Below are 17,949 nucleotides of genomic sequence, written 5' to 3' on the forward strand. Positions count from 1 at the left end.
CAACCGCTATAATCTGTAATGGAAAGTGCTGGAAAACCTGCCAATATAAGCTTTAAATTTCCTATAGGCTTTTAATCTAGATATTTCCCCGGCTACTTTAGCCACTCATCGTCATTGTAAATGATAAACTTGCCCCCGTTTAACTGCATTTGATGAGACTCTTATGAAATCAGAATTGTATTCAAAATATGCTGAGCAATATGATGCAGCAATACAAGACAATATTCACAATGCGTGTTTAGAACGGCCGTCCTTACAAGCGTTACTTGATGACCTTTCAGGGCTCGATGTCGTTGACTTGGGTTGTGGTACAGGAATTTATGCGCAGTATTTTATCGCTCAAGGGGTTAGGTCACTTACCTGCGTCGATGTGTCTGAATCTATGGTTGAGATAGTGCGTGCCAAGTTAGGAGAACGAGTCACCGCTTACGTACAAGATTTATCATTAGGGTTGCCGCAGCAAAAGTCTGCCAGTGCCGATGTTATTGTGTGTCCACTAGTACTGCACTATGTTGAAGATTTAACCGTTGTTTTTAAAGAGATCCACCGGGTCTTAAAGCCAGCTGGCTATATGGTCTTTTCAACTCATCATCCCTTTGCTGATTTTGAATGTTCGCAATCTGGCAATTATTTTGAACGAGAGTTAGTTAAGCAAGAGTGGAATACCATAGGTAAGCCTGTTGCGGTGAGCTTTTACCGTCGCTCACTCACTGAGATCAGCGATGCGATAACATCCAACGGCTTAGTCATTAGCCAAATCTGCGAAGGGAAAGTGTTAGAAAAAGTCAAAGGCATTTCCGCCGTTACTTATCAAAAGCTCAGCAATCGACCCAACTTCATCTTTATTAAGTGCCATCCATCGCGATAATCACTGTTTATGTAACAATTGAATAACAAATAAAAGGGGTGTTATGGTAGGCCTCCAAGGCTGGTGAACCTACCTTTTGAAGGTACTACAACAGGCCATATGGCTTGTTTGTAGCTTAAAGCATTTGTCTGCTATGAGGTTCAATCGTCATCAAAAGGGAGTTTGTTATGAAACGTTTGGTTGTTATCGCATTAAGTTTATTGGTTGTCTGTTCAATACAAGCACAGAGCAACCAAAGTGAGATGGAGCAGATTGCTCAAAACTATTTCGAGGTGATGGTTGCGTCACAAGCGCCTGATGCCACAGAAAAAGAGTTAGAAAATTACCTAGCTCTGCTGACGGATGACGTTGGCCATCAACATCTTCCTTATGAAACAGACGACTCTCGTTCAGCTGATGGTAAGCAAAGTATGCGCAAAGGAATGACATTCTACCTTGGGGCGCATACTGAATATAAAGCTGAACTGCTTAACCTATTTACCTTTAATGACAGCGCAATAGCGATCCGCTACAGCCATAGTGCGAAAGGGATCCACCCACAAAGTAATCAAGCGATCACATATACATCAACCATGATGGAAGTGTTAGAGATTGAACATGGCAAAGTGGCTGTAATACGTAAATATCATGAGTAGGCCTTAACACTATGGCGTAATTTTCTGGATTGTTGTTATTGCAGCAATAGAAACGGTCGCGTAAATACACCGGGTTAATCAGTAATGGTTCAATTAAAGATTGGAGAAATACATGATGGTGAGTGGACAATTTTCAATAGCGTTTACACCTGCAACTGATGACGTTATTGATGCTGGACGAATGTCGTTTACTAAAACATTTGAAGGCGACATAAGCGGTGTTAGCCAAGGGCAAATGCTAAGTAAGCGTACCTCTGTCGCTAACTCCGCGGCTTATGTGGCCATGGAGTCCTTCTCGGGTGTTATTAACGGTCTCAAGGGAGAGGTCTCATTTCATCATACTGGGGTGATGAATCGAGGGGCTGATACTTTGTCAGTTTTAGTGGTACCTGATTCTGGAACGGGTGAGTTAACGGGAATTTCAGGCTCTATGACGATAAAAATAGAAGCTGGAGTGCACCATTATCATTTTGATTATGTCATTAACGCTTAACGCCCAGTAAACAGGCTTTGTACGGTAAGGAACAACGATTGGCTAAGGTTATTTTATCGGGTTATATCTTGGTGGCTATATCCGAGTTAGCGACGGTAAAAGATGCGCTATTGCAGCATACAGAGCTAACAAAGCAGGAACTCGGCTGCTTGATATTTGAAGTGACCCAAGATAGTCAGGATAGCTGTCGTTTTAATGTCTATGAGGAGTTTGTTGATCATGCTTCATTTGCTGCTCATCAATCTAGAGTCGCAAATTCAACGTGGGGCGAGGTGACGGTGAATGTAGAAAGGTATTATCAGATTAGTCCCCAGTAATATTCATAGCGGGCTATGAGCCGAGAACAATCCAGTAGTCTAGCTCTTTTTTAATCAGCTTTTACGACGGTTTGGTGGCTTAGGGGGTGTCGGCTGCTAGCTTAATCGTTCGTGTAAGCTAAGGATTGCATTTGGGTTAGTCGGCTTAAAGTGCGTCTAAATTCAAAGCTTAACGCTCCGCCAGTGTATAAATCTTCCATCGCGACATCAGCTTGGATATAGAGTGTTACGCCTTGGTCATATAACTCATCGACCAAGCTAATAAAACGCCTCGCAGGATCATCATTTACAGCATACGACAACTGTCGCTCACCCGTTTCGATGGCGATAACGCCATCTTCTGTGCCGCGTGCACGGATCCAGCTTCTTGGCTCACCGCCTAAAATAGGCACCTCTGATACCATGACGGTGTTAAAGCGCGTGGCTATTTCAATATAATCTAGCTGAGAACGTGGTCCATCGCATAGCGCATCAAAGCGAAACCAAGCGATGTTGTCGGTATACTCTATAGTATCAATCACTCTGCTGTGCACCACGAGTTTGGCAGCGCAAGGCTTTGCCGATGCTGTCATCGTGCTAAAGCGCTCTGCGAAGGCACGATGTTGGCTTTGCGCAGTGCCAGTGTGATTAATAAAATAGCGCTGTTGATAAACTGAGTGACGCAGCCTATGGTCAGCTTCACCGTTGAGATGAATTTCTTGAGTAAACTGATTCAATAAGTCGATAGTGGCTAAAAATCGTTGGCGTTGTAAGCCGTTTCGGTATAACTCATTAATGGGGATATTTGAGGTGGTGACCAGCGTCACCCCTTCATTAAACAAGGCTTCAAATAGCTTACCTAGGATCATCGCATCGCCAATGTCAGATACAAAGAACTCATCAAAACACAGTAGCTTACATTCGCCAGCAATCCGTTTAGCAATTCGGGCAAGCGGTTCTCTGTTACCGGATTCCGCCATCATCTCTTGATGAATTCGAGCCATAAAACGATGAAAGTGCAGCCGCAATTTCGGGGTATTTTCAATACTGTTATAAAAGAGGTCCATTAAAAACGTTTTGCCACGGCCGACATCCCCCCATAAATACAACCCGGTTAACGCTTGATGAGCTGGGCGACTTGAGTTTGAGGATGTGAGCGCAAGGTACAATGCCTCTAAGGCTTCAATCGCTTGGTATTGGCTCGGGTCATCGATAAATTCTGTGTGTGCTAGTTGCTGCTGGTAGCGCGCAAGTGGGCCAGCCTGTAATGATTCAAGCTCTATTTTTGGGTCTGCTGCTAGCGCGCTTAACAATGTCATCTAGGTCATCGTATCTTAATTAGAATTGCACGTATTATAACGACTCATTAGCAGACACTTCAATCAGCTGCCAGTCAGGAAGCTTCTGTTTAAGATCGGCATTGATTTTTTCTGCGTCGCCACGGATCACAATATAGGGTGGACGACTAAATACATCGGCGGCAATGGACTGCAGTTGCTCCGCGGTGAGCGCCTCGATTTTGTCGGCGAATGCTTGCTGGTATAAAGGTGAGTACCCAGAGGTGAGCTGCCTAATAGTATCAAGCTCTAGCGCCATGGGGTTATCTTGGCGCAGCAGTAATTTACTGGTGTTATAGGTTTTTACTGCGGTTAACTCTGCTTGACTGGGTGGACTCTCAGCGGCCAGTGCTAAGTGCTTGAGTACACCATCGATAAAGGCGCCAGTGTGCTCAAGTTTAGTACTGCCATAAAACTTGATAGAGCGCGAAAGAGGATTGTCATAACAGCGACCGTAAATACCGTAAGTTAAACCACGAACCTCACGTAAGTCGTAATATAATCGGCCCGAAAAACTGCGCCCTAACCAGCTTGCAAGTAACTGACAATCTTGAGCATTGCCACTTGCATCACTGGGTAATAATGCTTGATTTACCTGTGTGTCATTTAAGTCTCTAACCATTGGATAGCCTACTCTGATTTGAGTTTGTACACTGCCAGGGGCGTCAATAATGTAGATCGTTTTACTGCTATTGCCTAAAGGAACAACAGGCATGTTCTGCATTATCTGTGTGCTGGAATGATTATGGGTATCTTGGGTTATGTTGGTGGTGCTATTTAACGCCACTGCGCGGGAGAGTAATGCTTGTGGTGGCTTACCTTTAGCATTAGTTAGTCTTTGGTTAGCTAATACAGCCCAACTCGATTGAGATAATATCTGCTCTCTAACGTTATTAAGGCTATCAAGCGTTAAGCTATCGGCAAGTGAACTATCGTTGAGCGCTTGGTTATAGATATGTTCTTCGCCGAGAATGGTTCTCGCCCAGACGGTATTGATCTCTGCGCCACTAAAAGCATTGATATGTTTAGCGAGCTTTAATTGCCGCCTAACATTAGCAATGTCGATGTCATCAAAGCTGTGTGGGCGCCAAAAACTCATTAGCAGCTCAGTGGCCTCTGTGGGAAGTTGGTGGCAACTAATACCAATCGCGATACTGTGGAGTGACGGGCTAAACGTTAGGCTCTCGGCGCAACTCTGCGCTTGGCTCGCGACCAGCCAACGGCGCTTTTCTTCAAATGCTCTCATCAACACGTCTACATTTTTAAACGGCTGTCGAGCGCTATAAGCCACGAGAGTGAGGTGATCTAAACCTGATTTTGGATCGTTAACCCTAAATAACTGACTGCCGTTAGGCATTATTTGTTGTTGAATGCTCTGTGTTTGCTCAAAACGCATGGACTCAAGGCTCGGTGCCCCGTGAATGGGGTTAAACTTTGGGAGACTGGTTGCAGCTGTCGCAGTAAAGTCTATTTGAGTCTGTTGGCAGCCCAGTAGGTATAGGCTTAAGTAAACCATTAAACTTACACTGGCAACTCTTATATAGATAATGCGTATCCGATGTTTCATCACATTACACTCTCTTCAAGATCGTCCGCTGTTCCCTTTGGCAACCACTCTAGAATCGTTTTGGCAGCACGTATGTGCCAAGGAGGGAGCAAGTCGAGCCGGACGCGTTTGTGCTTAAAATAATGCTCGCTTACGCGCTGTAGATCCGCAGCCGTGACAGCATTTATTCGCTGCCATTGGGCTGTTAATGGTGCTGAACTATCCTGCGGTAGCGTCGCTGAAAGGGTTCGAGCCAGTACCGATGGGCTATCTAATATTGAGAGCTTTTTATCTAGCCATATCTGCTTTAGTTGGCAAAGTTGTTGCGCAGGTATGGGTTCTACAGTTACCGATCCAATTAACTTTTCAACGTTCTCGGTTAAGGTATCGAGTGAAGTGCGGGCTCGGGGGACTAATACCAGATTGGTCACGCCATGATGCTGCATTTTGAGTGGAATTGAATAACTAAGGAGTTGGTCGGGATCGCTGAGACTGGTGCGTTCAATCAAGCTACTTTTATTTTGAAACAGGTACGCTTCGAGTAACGCCAGTGCAGCGGCATCTGGCGAATCAGTTCCTGCTGTATGCCAAGCGAGTAACACCGCTGGCCACGGGCCGCGTTCATCAACTATTTCACCGTGAACCGCCTTTGTGTCAATGATGAGATCTGACATGGCGACTTTAGCGGCAAGCGGCTGTTGCCAGCTGGCAAAACTATTATCTATCCAGGTATTGGTGTTTGCGGGGAGGTTACCCACTAAGCTTAACTGCATTGCATCGGGGCGATAAAAACGCTGATGAAACTGATTGAGCGATTCAGGTGTCGCAGCTTTTACGTCAGCAATGCTACCAATAACCGCATGTCCATAGGGCGTACCTTGAACTTGTGCTAGCAAAAACTCCATTGCTTTACGCACATAAGGTTGGTTATCAATGCTGGTGGCCATCTCCTCGAGCACTGCGCCTTGCTGGTTAGCAACGGTGGCAGGCGTTAGTGCTGGATACCTAAAACGATCGGCTTCTAACCATAAACTTAGCTCCAGTGCTGGGGCGGGAATGGTTAAGTAATAATTAGTGAAATCAAAAAAGGTACTGGCATTAAACTGGCCGCTGAGTTCACTCATAGTTTGAGTGTAACGGTCACCGGGGGCATGCTGACTGCCTTTAAAGAGCATATGCTCAAACAGGTGCGCATAACCCGTTTGCCCCTTGATTTCGTTTCGAGAGCCAACATCAAACTGGCTGGCGATTGAAATTGATGATGAGTCAGCGATCGCTAAGGTTCTCACCTGTAAGCCGTTGCTTAATTGACGATACTGAATACGCTTTTCGGTTTGATAAAGCGGAGCTGCTTGGGTGGTTAGATCGCAACTGTGCTCAATGGCAGTTAAAGGTTGTTGCTCTGCAGCAATAGCGCTGTTTGAGATAAAACCTACGGCAAAAAATAGGCCGATGAAAAGGTGTTTATTTGCCGATTTTCTCAATGTGCTTCATCCTTTTGCAACGTAACATAACCCATTAAAGCAACGGCGGATTTATCTCTTACACTCATTTATAGCAGTTATTGTCATTAACCCCAATGGGCATTTTGATGTGGTTTAACTTATTATTTTATCCCAATGCGTTTAGCGAGTCGGTGGAGGTTGCCAGAGTCGAGTGCAAGGGATCTCGCTGTTGCCGCCCAGTTACCTTCGTTTTCAGTTAATACTTGCTGAATATACTGTGATTGAAAAGTTGCGGTAGCTTGCTTTAACGTTTGATGGCTGGGGTGCGCAGTATGGCTAGGGACTATTTTAGTGTTAGTGACGCTGGTTTGCGGCTCCACATGGAAGTCAAAATGTTGCTGCGAGATAAGGCAGCTGTCCGATGATGATTGGGCGCGAGATAGCACCGATGCTCGGTGCAGCACATGTTCTAACTCTCGGATGTTGCCGGGCCAGTCGTAGCCATTGAGAATGGCAAGGCTGCTTGCATCTAATCTAAGGCTTTTAAGGCCTAGTTTTTGGCGACAGCGTTCTACAAAAAAACCGCTTAATAAAGTGACATCACCATCACGTTCTCTTAGGGGCGGTACGACGATTGGGAATACACTGAGTCGGTGGTAAAGGTCGGCTCTAAAGCGTCCTGCAAGTACCTCCTTTTTAAGGTCTTTATTGGTTGCGGCAATGATTCTCACATCAACTTTCAAGCTCTTATCAGAACCTACTTTCTGTAGGTCGCCGTACTGCAATACTCTTAATAACTTGGCTTGTAACCCTAATGGCAGTTCGCCAATTTCATCTAAAAACAAGGTGCCGTTGTCAGCTTTTTCAAACTTGCCACTACGATGACTTATTGCACCGGTAAACGCGCCTTTAACATGACCAAATAGCTCACTCTCAGCAACGGATTCTGGCAACGCTGCGCAGTTTAAGTAGACGAGAGGCTGTTTTGCACGATGCGAAAGTTGATGCACCGATTTTGCCACCAACTCTTTACCTGTACCTGTTTCCCCTAAAATAAGCACGTTTAGATCGGTATTCGCGACCACGTTAAGCTCATTTTTAAGTGAATTTATCGCCATTGAGTGGCCTATCATTTCTACACGAGTATCAGCGTTAATACGGCTCGCAGAGGGTATTTCCTGTGACTGGACAGCCTGTTTCTCGAGTTTATCGATCATCAAGGCATTGTTAAGCGAAGCTGCCGCAAGCGCACTGAGTGTGCGCAGCTCATTGTCACTAAAATCGTTAAATTGCTTAGGGTCAAAACCGTCGATGGTGACAGCGCCAATCAGGTCGCCATTAGCAAGCAAGGGGAGTCCGATGCAAGCGTGCACCACTAAGTTATCACCTTGGTGAGGGATCAGGCCATCGTAAGGATCAGGCAGTTCACTGTCAGCTGGAAAGCGCACGATATCGCCAGCGCGTGCAATGGCTTCGAGTCTTGGGTGTTCGCTGATAATAAATCGTCGCCCGAGTACATCTGGGCTGAGGCCATCAATTGCCAGAGGGTTAAATTGTTGTCCGGTAAATTGCAGTAGTGCGGCAGCGTCGCAATGCAAGGTTTGCCTTATGGTATCGAGTAAGCGCGAGAATCTATCATGATCAGAAAGCCCAGCAGTAATATCTAAGGCGATGCGGGTAAGATCAGTTTGGCTTAAAGACATAGAGAATTTCCATAAAGTATTACAACAAAACTCATACTTTCTGAGTGATGGGAGGTGTTTGTCTTTTTGACATTAATGCGAATGATGAACAGTGTCAAATGTACCGTGTATTAGATAAAGAAAAGGGCGCTACAAATAGCGCCCTTGAGTCTGTATCATTTAACGTTGTTAAGCGTTAGCTGATGCTTGACTGTCATCTAGTGCGCTCGCTGTTTTCTTCTTAACAATGGCTTTTTTGATAATATCAAAGAAGAAGTAGCCCATAAATAAGCCACCAAAGCCAAATAGAATATCACCAGGCATACGCATCCAAACCAGTGTTTCAACCAGTGGACTATGGATCACTTCTGGTGAACGAGCAAACCAGTAACCATTGTCGATAACGGCAAAGAACTGCACTATGCCAACGGGCAGTAGAGACATAAATACCATGGCGGCTAAGCCAATATTCATGGTCCAGAAGGCGCCTTTTAGAAGCTTCTCATTCCACTGCATTTGTCCTGTTAATCCACGTAAGCAGAATAACATCAGTCCCATACCTAGCATTCCATATACCCCCATGAACGCTGCGTGGGCGTGAGTTGCGGTAGTATTTAGACCTTGGATAAAGTACAACGCGATAGGTGGATTGATGAGGAAACCCAAGATCCCAGCGCCGACTAAGTTCCAAAATGCGGTTGCAACGAAAAACATAATCGCCCACTTGTAACGGATCATCCAAGGGCTTGCTGCACGTAAGCGATAACTTTCAACCGCTTCAAAACCAATCAGTGCCAGTGGTACCACTTCTAGAGCCGAGAAAATCGCGCCCCATGCAATCACTGAGGTTGGTGTACCGGTAAAGTACAAGTGATGCAAGGTGCCGATTAAACCACCTGTTAAGAAAATAACCGTGGTGAAGAGTACCGCTGCATTTGCGCTGCGAGCACGGATAAGTCCAAGGCGTACAAGCATTAAGGCGACCACAGAGGTAGCGAAGGTTTCGAAGAACCCCTCTACCCATAAGTGAACCACCCACCAGCGCCAGTATTCAGCAATCGCAAGGTTGGTATGCTTACCCATAAATAGGCCTGCACCATAGAATAAACCAATCGCTACACACGAGGCGTACAGTACCCAAATAACCGGGCGCATCTCGCCTTTAACTTTTAACGCAGGGCGCATTGCTGCTGTCACAAGGGCAAGCCAGATCAATAATCCTACCAGCAGTAATATCTGCCACACTCGGCCTAAATCGATATATTCATAACCTTGATGACCGAATAAGAAATTCATGTCTAGGTCAAAATACTGCTGAACACCAATCCATTCCCCTGCCATAGAGCCGAGCACAACTACCAGAAGTGCAACCCAAAGTACGTTTACACCGATGCGTTGGAACTTAGGTTCATAGCCCGATAATGCAGGGGCAATATAAAGACCTGTACCTAACCAAACCGTTGCAATCCAGAATACGGCAAGTTGTGTATGCCAAGTACGCGTGACGGAGTAAGGGAGAATTTCTGACAGTGGAATACCGTAAAAATTTTGCCCTTCAACCGCGTAGTGTGCGGTGATCCCTCCGAGTAATATTTGCAATAGAAACAAGCCTATCGCAGTAACGAAGTACTTCCCTACAGCGCGTTGTGATTTAGTGGGTTTAGTGAAGAAGAGTGGGTCTTGTTCGGCAGGCTTTGGCAAACTGTCATGTTTACAGCTCGCGTGATGCCAGACTAATGCACCGATACCCGCAATAAGAGTCACAAAACTTAAGATTGACCAAACCACGTTGTCTGATGTTGGCGTATTACCAATTTGTGGATCGAATGGCCAGTTATTGGTGTAGGTATAATCGGCATCTGGACGTTCTGTTATTGCAGCCCAAGCGCCCCAAAATAGAAAACCATTGAGCTTTTCACGGCGATCTAAGCTCGGAACGGTACCCTCTTTCATTGCATATTGTTCTCTAAGAGATGATAACTCTGGGTCATCACCAAATAGCGCTAAATAATGTTGCTCTACCTGTTTAATGGCTGCAATACGCGTGTCTGAAAGAGTGATATAGGTATCACCATTAGCTTGCTCAACAACCGTATTACGGCGAATATCTTCGCGCAAGCCTTGCTCTAGTCCTGCTTGTTGCTGGGTATTTAGTTGCGTAAACGGGATCTTGAAACGCTGCTTTGCGGTGATATCTAGCCAAGCCTGAGCTTCTTTATGTAACCAGTCTGCAGTCCAGTCTGGAGCAACATATGAACCATGTCCCCATATAGAACCCAGTTGATGCCCCCCCATAGAGCGCCAAACCAATTGTCCTTGTTCGATGTCATTTTGACTAAATAGTGTTTGTCCTTGGCTATCAACAAAAGCTGTCGGTATTGGCGGCTTTTCTCGATAGATTTCACTACCAATACTCAGTAGTACAGTAAATGAAGCAATTAGCACCAGTAGTAGTGCAATTGCCGTTAGTCTTTGTTTGCTCATAAGTCCTCTTAGCGCAACGGTATTATTATTCAGGCGTAGCTTGCTATAGCAGATAGCATGCCAATAGTTGAAGCTGCTGTTTTAAAAGGATATTGTTGTTTTTATTTATAGTAGCGATGTCATAAGGACAGCGCCTTAAGTGTCCTTATGACACCTAATTGTCTTTTTGACATTAGCGTGGCGTTCGAAAAGTAATCGACGTAGGAAATCGTGTGGAAATAAATACTTATCGGGCTGAGAATGTCGAGTATGGCTAAGCATGAGGACATTGGAGTATGAGAATGTAGAAAGGGCTACTTGTTGAACGAAAGTGAGCTAAACAAAGCCCTTTGCAAATGCTGCAAAGGGCTAGGGGGTTATTTATATAAGGACGGGTCTTCAGGTTTTGGGCGGGTCTTAAAACGTCGATGCAGCCACATATATTGACCTTTATTACGGCAAATAATGTCTTCAATAATTCGATTACCCCGCTTGGCATCTTCAATCTCGTTTTCGCCTGGAAAGTCTTCTAACGGCGCTTGGACTTCGATGTTATAGCCTGTGTCTGTACTGTTTCGTTCAACAAAAAAGGGCAGAACCTTGGCTTTACCCAGCCGTGCCAGTGTGGTGGCACCGGTAATGGTGGCGGCTTCTTTAACCGCGAAAAAAGGGATGAATGTGGCACTCGAACGACCAAAATCTTGATCGGCAGTGTACCAAATGACGTTGGGGGCTCTTAAGCTACGCACCATTTGGCGTAAATCTCTTTTGGGCACTAGCGCTTTATTAGATCGTAATCGACCTTTGACCTGCAGATACTCAATTACGGCATTATTATGCGGTCGGTAAACGCCCACTCCTGGCTGGAACTGGCCAAAGATACGAGCACCCATCTCTAAAGGCAGGCAGTGAACGGCGTACAGTATGACCCCTTGGCCACTGTTCAGGGTTTGCTCGACATGCTCTTGACCTTTAATACTCATATGTTGTTGAATTTTTTCATCCGACCACCACCATGCATTGATGGTATCGAAGATCGCTTTGCCTGTTTGTTCAAAGTTTTCGCGTAATAGCGTTTGCTGTTCTGCTTCGCCCATATCAGGAAAGCACAGCTGCAAATTACGCTTGGCAGTGTTAACCCGTTTGCGGGCAAACTTCATGGCAATTCTGCCAATAGCCGCGCCAATCTTCATTTGGAGAGGTAATGGCAACACTTGTGTTAAGCGCATCATCGCAACGCCTAGCCACAGGGGCCAGTACTTAGGATGATAAAGATGAGATGACAACTGGGCTTTTTCTACCACGGAAAACTCGAATACATTGAAAAATTACTCATTATTCTAACGCAAACTCACTCAAACTCACTCAAAATCATTAAAAATTAGGTACAATCATCAGTAAATTTGCAAAACACACGGCCATTATGAAGATTTCTCTGCCAGCATTTGAAAACGCCAAGGTACTCGTCGTTGGTGATGTAATGTTAGATCGCTACTGGGCGGGCACGACTGCGCGTATCTCTCCTGAAGCACCCGTCCCCGTTGTTAAAGTCGAACAGATTGAAGATCGACCTGGCGGCGCGGCGAATGTGGCGATTAACATTGCCACGCTAGGCGGCGCAGCGAGTCTTGCTGGCATCGTCGGTGTTGATGAAACGGCTGACGCATTGACCATTGGTGTGCAAGCATTCGGCGTTGAGCCTAATTGGCATCGAGTTGCTGGCAAGCCGACGATCACTAAACTACGAGTGATGTCGCGCAATCAGCAATTGCTGCGTTTGGATTTTGAAGAGAGTTACTCGAAAGTAGAAAGTGATGCGCTGCTAGCAAAAACCATTTCACAGTTAGACAATGTCGATGTGGCAGTGCTGTCTGATTACGCTAAAGGCGCCCTCGTTTCTCCTGAAGCCTTTATTCAATCGGCGAACGACAAAGGGGTCAAAGTGTTAGTGGATCCTAAAGGCAGTGATTTTGCTCGTTACCGTGGTGCTTATCTATTAACGCCAAACATGGGTGAATTTGAAGCGGTAGTGGGCAAGGTTGAATCAGAAGCAGACTTAGTCGCTAAAGCCCAGTCTTTGTTGTCGCAATTTGAGCTCAATGCCATGTTGGTAACGCGTTCAGAAAAAGGCATGACATTAATCACTAAAGATCAGCCTGAGCTGCATATCCCCACGGTTGCACGCGAGGTTTACGATGTGACGGGTGCGGGTGATACCGTTATTTCAGCGCTAGCGACAGCGATTGCCGCAGGCAGTGATTTACCACAAGCGTGCGCTATTGCTAATACGGCAGCAGGAATAGTGGTTGCCAAGTTAGGCACCTCAACGGTGACCAGAATTGAGTTAATCGAAGCGCTCTCTTTGAATCAAGGTGAATCAGGTTTCGGTGCAGTGAGTGAAGACCAGCTAATGTACGCGCTAGAGCAAGCTAAGCTGCGTGGTGAGCGTGTGGTCATGACCAATGGCTGCTTTGATATTTTACATGCTGGACACGTTAGTTACCTGCAACAGGCCAAAGCCCTAGGTGATCGATTAATCGTTGCTGTTAATAGCGACGCTTCAGTCAAACGCCTGAAAGGCGAAGGGCGTCCGGTAAACCCAGAAGACAGACGAATGGCAGTGTTAGCCGGTCTTGCTTCGGTTGATTGGGTGGTCCCTTTCAGTGAAGATACACCGCAACGCGTGATTGCTCGCTTGTTGCCTGATCTGCTGGTAAAAGGCGGCGATTACAAGGTTGAAGATATTGCGGGTGGCGAAGAGGTGATTGCTGCGGGGGGCAAGGTTAAAGTACTCGGCTTCGAAGAGGGTATTTCAACCACGGCGATTATTGAAAACATCATGGCTAATCGCTAGTGAAAGCCATGCGTAAAGATCAATAATGTTATCTAATTAATGCTGAACTCATTAGTTTTTAGCATCGCGCTGACAAGTGGCTTTATTTGGGATGATATCGGTTCTAAGAAAGCCCTTGTTTGCGAGCTTAAGCAGCTTGAAGTTTGCTTAAGTCAACTCCCTCCTTCTGCCAGAAAACAGTTACCTAACACTCAGCTGATACAAATGTCATTGGGCGCGCGCGCCGCGATGGTGTTACCTCTCAAGCATGTCGACGTCGCAGGCGTATTAGTAACCGACTTTAGCCAGCTTCCCCTCAAACGCAGTGTTAACTGGGGAGAAGGGGACTTTTCTTTGAGTCTTAATCGGCAGGATGAACTGACCTATTGGCATGAATTAGGCCACCTTCAAGCAATTGAAGCGCTTAAGACCATGAATGCTGAGATCTCCAGTCCTTTTCAACATGAGTGGTTAGCGGATATCTATCTGATTTGGCGTATCGCCAAAGAAACTAACAGCTTGAGCTTAGCGTGGCAGCAATATCATCGTCGTAACATTGATGTAATGGCAAATGTGGCATTTATGTCCCATTGGAGTGTGCCTATCATGTCGCAAGCTCTTGCGCGTTATAGCGCCAAAGAGCTCACCGCGTTCAACAGTTTTAATACATTTTTAGCTGACTTTTGGCCGACGATAGCACTGCCAACCGCTGATAGTTTAGCTGAATTTTCAAGCCTGATTCAGCGTACATTCGGTGCTGGGACAGTGCAACCACTGCCGGAATATATGTATTGGCGCAAACCCGCTTTAGGACATTATTTTAAGCCGACATTGATTAAGTTAATGGGACAGACTGATGCAGTGCAGTGGCTTGTAGATCAAAGTATGGATCAAGATGGTTCGAGTCTAAAGCCCAGACTGTAGGGGTTTGTAAGCAGGGTTCCTTTAAGGTAGAGGCTTACCTATTTCCCCTTGGGCAGAAGTGGTTTTTTTGAAGCATGTGGTTCCAATTGCCTGCTTTCGACGGCCTCAGCTGCACCTACACTGGGTTAGAAAAGCACAATCACTCGGCATTTAAGTTTGAAATAGAAAGTCTATTAAAGATATAGCTGTCCTGTCTTTTTGAGGCTAGATACCTCAGGCTACCCGATTAAATGCCGTCACCCCATAACTCATAGGTTAACTTAGTAGCAGAAATCTCTTTACAGCCACTTCGGTCAGTACCTGACCACAGTGGAGTAAAATCTGATAGACCTTGGGATTCAGCTTTTGATCTCAAAGGACCAATAGCTATAGATGCATAAGGAAACTCTGGGGCTTTACTCGCTATAAAATTTAACTCTTTCATTATTTTATTAGTAATGCCTCTCGCCAATCGACCTGAGAATATATTAGTTAAAGCGGTTACGCTGTTTTTTGATTTTATCGCTTGCCTGTGAATAGCACTTGTTTTTGCCTCATCGCATAACAAGTAAGAAGTTCCAACTTGAACTCCTGAAGCACCTAGCCTTATCATTTCTTTGATATCAGTGCTTGTAGCTATTCCACCTGCAGCAACAACTGGTACAGATAATTCATGTTTTAAGCAAGCTACAAGTTCTAACGTCGGAAGTTGAGTTGATGCGTCCGAAGTCATGAACATACCTCTATGACCTCCAGCTTGATAGCCCTGAGCAATGACAATGTCAGCTCCATTTTCCTCTAGCCACAGTCCTTCTTCCTTAGTCGTAGCTGAAGACATTACAACTGTTCCCCATGACTTTATTCTTGTTACAAGCTCTGCCGATGGAAGACCAAAATGAAAGCTAAGTATTGGTGGTTTATGGGGTTCTATTGCATCAGCAAGGTTTGCATCAAAAGGAACCCTCAAGCCAGAAATTTCGTTTAGAGGCTTGATCGAAAAAGATTCGTAGTACGGTGAAAGCTGTTCTTCCCATGCTTCAAGTGCCTGATTATTTGTCTCAGGCATTTTGTGACAAAAAAAGTTTAAGTTGTAAGTTTTATTTGAGTTTTTTTTGAAATTTATAATCTCGAATAAGACCTGATCTTTAGTCAACATCCCACAAGGAATAGAGCCAAGCCCACCAGAGTTTGATACTGCAGCAGCCAACTCCCAGTTTTGTACTCCAGCCATTGGAGCTTGAATTATTGGCTTTTCAATACCGAGGATACTGCATAGATTCATAATTATTCTTCCTGAATGCGATATGTTTTATTTAGGAATTTAACGCCCTGCTAATAAGTGAACCGAGTGCTGGCGGGCGATTTGCTCAGCAAATGGCATGACAGCCTTGGTGAATCTGAATTTAGCAGCTTGTTAATGGTCGCCATCACCAACTGACGAACCCATTTGGCTACTATCTTCTGAAGGGAAAACATTGGGCTGCTCTTGCGGGTTAAACCAAAAGATCCAATCCCACATTGACTTTACCGCTTCCTCTCGGCTACTAAGTTCCGGTTTCAGAACTGAACTAATCAGAAGAGCACCTACAAATGGTACTAACCAAGAGACAGCAAAAATCAAATAGACTTGGTTTTGTTCGAGTAAATCACTTTTGTAGGTCATATAAGATGTTCTGGCCGAAAAGTAGATCGCTAATAAAAAAACGGCTATGAAAAAATAGACCATCTATGACTCCATCCTTGAGAGTATTAACGCTTTTGTTGTGGGGCGGTGAAACGCAGCGAGGAACGAGCGAAGTTTAACCGCCCCAGCACCGCAGGTGCGTACACCAACTGTTTGTTAAGTGCTTTTAAGGAATACCAATATCCCAAAGCTGACTATTACTTAGTTTTTCGATCTTGCCAGCTTCGGATCTCTTGAGGCCTAAGCAATACACACTGCTACCAATAATATTTTTCGATTCTAATTGAAACACTATCAGCTCGTCTTTTTGATAAGACTCACTCCAAATTTTCTGTTCGTATGCCTTTCCAGAAATCATATATTCCGAGTTTTTTGGAATAACTGTTTCATTCAGATAATTATCTCTGAGAGCTTCAAGTTTTTGATAAATTTCCATGTCACTCATATGAACTTAACGCCTAAATAACAGGCTAAGTAATGGTTGGCTAAAATTGTGTAGCGAAGCGAAACGTAGCCAACTGTTACGTGTCCTTATTGATTTTCTTGTTATATCTCGTTTTATAAAGCCACTTGATATATATCTATTTCGAACCCACGAAATACAGAAGATTTAATAAATTGAAAGCCTGTTCTGTTTACGACTTTAACAGAGCTAACATTATCTGACTCTATTAGTGCGTGTACCGCGTTAAGATTTAAGGATTTTTTAGCAAAGTCTAAAACCCCATATGTTGACTCAACAGCATAACCTTTACCTTGTTGGTCAGTGGTAAGGCGATAGTTAATATGTATAACATCTTCGGAGTCCAACTTATGTTTATTAAGACCGCACACCCCAACAAACTCATCAGTAATAGAGTTAAAAATTGCCCAGTGCCCATAGCCATTTAAGTCATACTGTTTTTTGCAGTTAGCTATATAATCATGGATTTGTTCTTCTGTGTGAACACCTACAGTTGAGTATTGCATGACTACAGGATCAGCTAACACTTTTGATAGGTTTTTAGCATCCTCATTCGTAATTTGACGAATACATAACCTTTCAGTTTCAACAATAATCAACACAAACTCCTAGAGATATAACGCCCTGTTAAGGGGCAAAATTTAGTTGGCTAAAATGTTGAGGAACGAAAACAGCCAACTGAATTTTGTCCCTCTTGAACAGCTTGTTATGTGTAAATTTTTAACTGAACTTTGCCGTTTATAACTTCTAAGTTACCAAACTCACCAACAACCTTAAAGCCTTGATTTGTTTTAATTAACGAATCTATATTGCCATAATCAAATGAACCATTTATATCTTTGTTTGGATTAACGCTACTTTGTTCAGCAAGCCCTGAACATGAAGTAAAACCCGTAAATTGAATTTCACATTTACGGTAGCAAGTATATTCATCAGATTTTGGATTTAGATAATGAGGCGAATCAGGCCAAATGCTAGCCTCAATTTTGAATGTAATTTCAGTTGCATTTGAACTCCAGCCGAGAACAAACGAATCATTGAAATCTATACCTTTGAAAATATCCATATACTCGACGATATCCGTTTACACATAACATTTTAATATACGGCTTGCGCGTTTTGCCAAGCCATGTTGAGAAAGCGTGCACAGTAAAAAGCCTTAAAAGTTTATTAATAACAGCTTATTAAACACTTACGCTAAAAATTGTATCCAATACACCTAGGGAGAAAAGTGAGTCGCACACTTTGCTTTCCGGTTATCTGAACTTTTCATGAACGCACACTTACATCTTACTGAATTT

General features: G+C 44.4%; 17 protein-coding genes. 6 read left to right on the plus strand and 11 right to left on the minus strand.

Annotated features, from left to right (window positions below; genetic code table 11):
* The first annotated feature begins 163 nt into the window (after positions 1 to 163).
* From CXF86_RS00225 to CXF86_RS00240, 4 genes are all read left to right on the plus strand, one after another.
* On the plus strand, positions 164 to 868 hold the full coding sequence (locus tag CXF86_RS00225) for a class I SAM-dependent DNA methyltransferase (protein WP_102038050.1): 705 nt from the start codon (positions 164 to 166) through the stop codon (positions 866 to 868).
* A gap of 167 nt (positions 869 to 1,035) precedes the next feature.
* Positions 1,036 to 1,503 carry a nuclear transport factor 2 family protein gene (locus CXF86_RS00230; protein ID WP_102038051.1) on the plus strand — a complete coding sequence of 156 codons (468 nt, stop codon included), beginning with the start codon at positions 1,036 to 1,038 and terminating at the stop codon, positions 1,501 to 1,503.
* A gap of 112 nt (positions 1,504 to 1,615) precedes the next feature.
* Positions 1,616 to 1,996: a DUF3224 domain-containing protein gene (locus tag CXF86_RS00235; protein ID WP_101092494.1), complete on the plus strand. Its 381-nt coding sequence runs from the start codon at positions 1,616 to 1,618 to the stop codon at positions 1,994 to 1,996.
* A 38-nt stretch (positions 1,997 to 2,034) separates the two neighbouring features.
* Entirely contained in the window at positions 2,035 to 2,313 is a 279-nt protein-coding gene (locus CXF86_RS00240) for a putative quinol monooxygenase (RefSeq protein WP_102038052.1), read from the plus strand.
* A gap of 101 nt (positions 2,314 to 2,414) precedes the next feature.
* On the opposite strand, the gene zapE is transcribed toward CXF86_RS00240, so the two are convergent.
* From zapE to CXF86_RS00270, 6 genes are all read right to left on the minus strand, one after another.
* A complete protein-coding gene (zapE, locus tag CXF86_RS00245; RefSeq protein WP_102038053.1) occupies positions 2,415 to 3,611 on the minus strand; it encodes a cell division protein ZapE in 1,197 nt (398 codons plus the stop codon).
* 34 nt (positions 3,612 to 3,645) lie between these two features.
* Positions 3,646 to 5,196 carry a M16 family metallopeptidase gene (locus CXF86_RS00250; protein WP_257985229.1) on the minus strand — a complete coding sequence of 517 codons (1,551 nt, stop codon included), beginning with the start codon at positions 5,194 to 5,196 and terminating at the stop codon, positions 3,646 to 3,648.
* Entirely contained in the window at positions 5,196 to 6,659 is a 1,464-nt protein-coding gene (locus CXF86_RS00255; RefSeq protein ID WP_257985230.1) for a M16 family metallopeptidase, read from the minus strand. Before CXF86_RS00255 ends, CXF86_RS00250 begins: the two co-directional genes overlap by 1 nt.
* Before the next feature lie 122 nt (positions 6,660 to 6,781).
* Positions 6,782 to 8,323, minus strand: coding sequence for a nitric oxide reductase transcriptional regulator NorR (gene norR / locus CXF86_RS00260; protein WP_101092491.1), 1,542 nt, complete (start codon positions 8,321 to 8,323; stop codon positions 6,782 to 6,784).
* A 168-nt stretch (positions 8,324 to 8,491) separates the two neighbouring features.
* Positions 8,492 to 10,786 (minus strand): nitric-oxide reductase large subunit, encoded by a 2,295-nt coding sequence (locus tag CXF86_RS00265; RefSeq protein WP_101092490.1) that lies wholly within the window; start codon positions 10,784 to 10,786, stop codon positions 8,492 to 8,494.
* A gap of 356 nt (positions 10,787 to 11,142) precedes the next feature.
* Positions 11,143 to 12,069: an LpxL/LpxP family Kdo(2)-lipid IV(A) lauroyl/palmitoleoyl acyltransferase gene (locus tag CXF86_RS00270; RefSeq protein ID WP_102038055.1), complete on the minus strand. Its 927-nt coding sequence runs from the start codon at positions 12,067 to 12,069 to the stop codon at positions 11,143 to 11,145.
* Positions 12,070 to 12,188: 119 nt separating this feature from the next.
* Here CXF86_RS00270 and hldE point away from each other — a divergent pair, with 119 nt between their 5' ends.
* Positions 12,189 to 13,619 (plus strand): bifunctional D-glycero-beta-D-manno-heptose-7-phosphate kinase/D-glycero-beta-D-manno-heptose 1-phosphate adenylyltransferase HldE, encoded by a 1,431-nt coding sequence (gene hldE, locus CXF86_RS00275; protein ID WP_102038056.1) that lies wholly within the window; start codon positions 12,189 to 12,191, stop codon positions 13,617 to 13,619.
* A gap of 39 nt (positions 13,620 to 13,658) precedes the next feature.
* Positions 13,659 to 14,522: a hypothetical protein gene (locus tag CXF86_RS00280; RefSeq protein WP_257985231.1), complete on the plus strand. Its 864-nt coding sequence runs from the start codon at positions 13,659 to 13,661 to the stop codon at positions 14,520 to 14,522.
* A 226-nt stretch (positions 14,523 to 14,748) separates the two neighbouring features.
* Here the strand turns inward: CXF86_RS00280 and CXF86_RS00285 are convergent, their stop codons facing one another.
* From CXF86_RS00285 to CXF86_RS00305, 5 genes are all read right to left on the minus strand, one after another.
* Positions 14,749 to 15,783: an NAD(P)H-dependent flavin oxidoreductase gene (locus CXF86_RS00285; RefSeq protein WP_102038057.1), complete on the minus strand. Its 1,035-nt coding sequence runs from the start codon at positions 15,781 to 15,783 to the stop codon at positions 14,749 to 14,751.
* 132 nt (positions 15,784 to 15,915) lie between these two features.
* Entirely contained in the window at positions 15,916 to 16,227 is a 312-nt protein-coding gene (locus CXF86_RS00290) for a hypothetical protein (protein WP_102038058.1), read from the minus strand.
* 124 nt (positions 16,228 to 16,351) lie between these two features.
* The gene (locus CXF86_RS00295; protein WP_102038059.1) at positions 16,352 to 16,630 is read right to left on the minus strand and encodes a hypothetical protein; all 279 of its coding nucleotides are present in this window, start codon (positions 16,628 to 16,630) and stop codon (positions 16,352 to 16,354) included.
* 113 nt (positions 16,631 to 16,743) lie between these two features.
* Positions 16,744 to 17,250, minus strand: a complete 507-nt coding sequence (locus CXF86_RS00300) for a GNAT family N-acetyltransferase (RefSeq protein ID WP_102038060.1) — start codon at positions 17,248 to 17,250, stop codon at positions 16,744 to 16,746.
* A 104-nt stretch (positions 17,251 to 17,354) separates the two neighbouring features.
* Positions 17,355 to 17,714 (minus strand): hypothetical protein, encoded by a 360-nt coding sequence (locus tag CXF86_RS00305; RefSeq protein ID WP_102038061.1) that lies wholly within the window; start codon positions 17,712 to 17,714, stop codon positions 17,355 to 17,357.
* Between the last annotated feature and the right edge of the window lie 235 nt (positions 17,715 to 17,949).

This window comes from Shewanella sp. GutCb, from assembly GCF_002836135.1.
Taxonomy (GTDB): domain Bacteria; phylum Pseudomonadota; class Gammaproteobacteria; order Enterobacterales; family Shewanellaceae; genus Shewanella.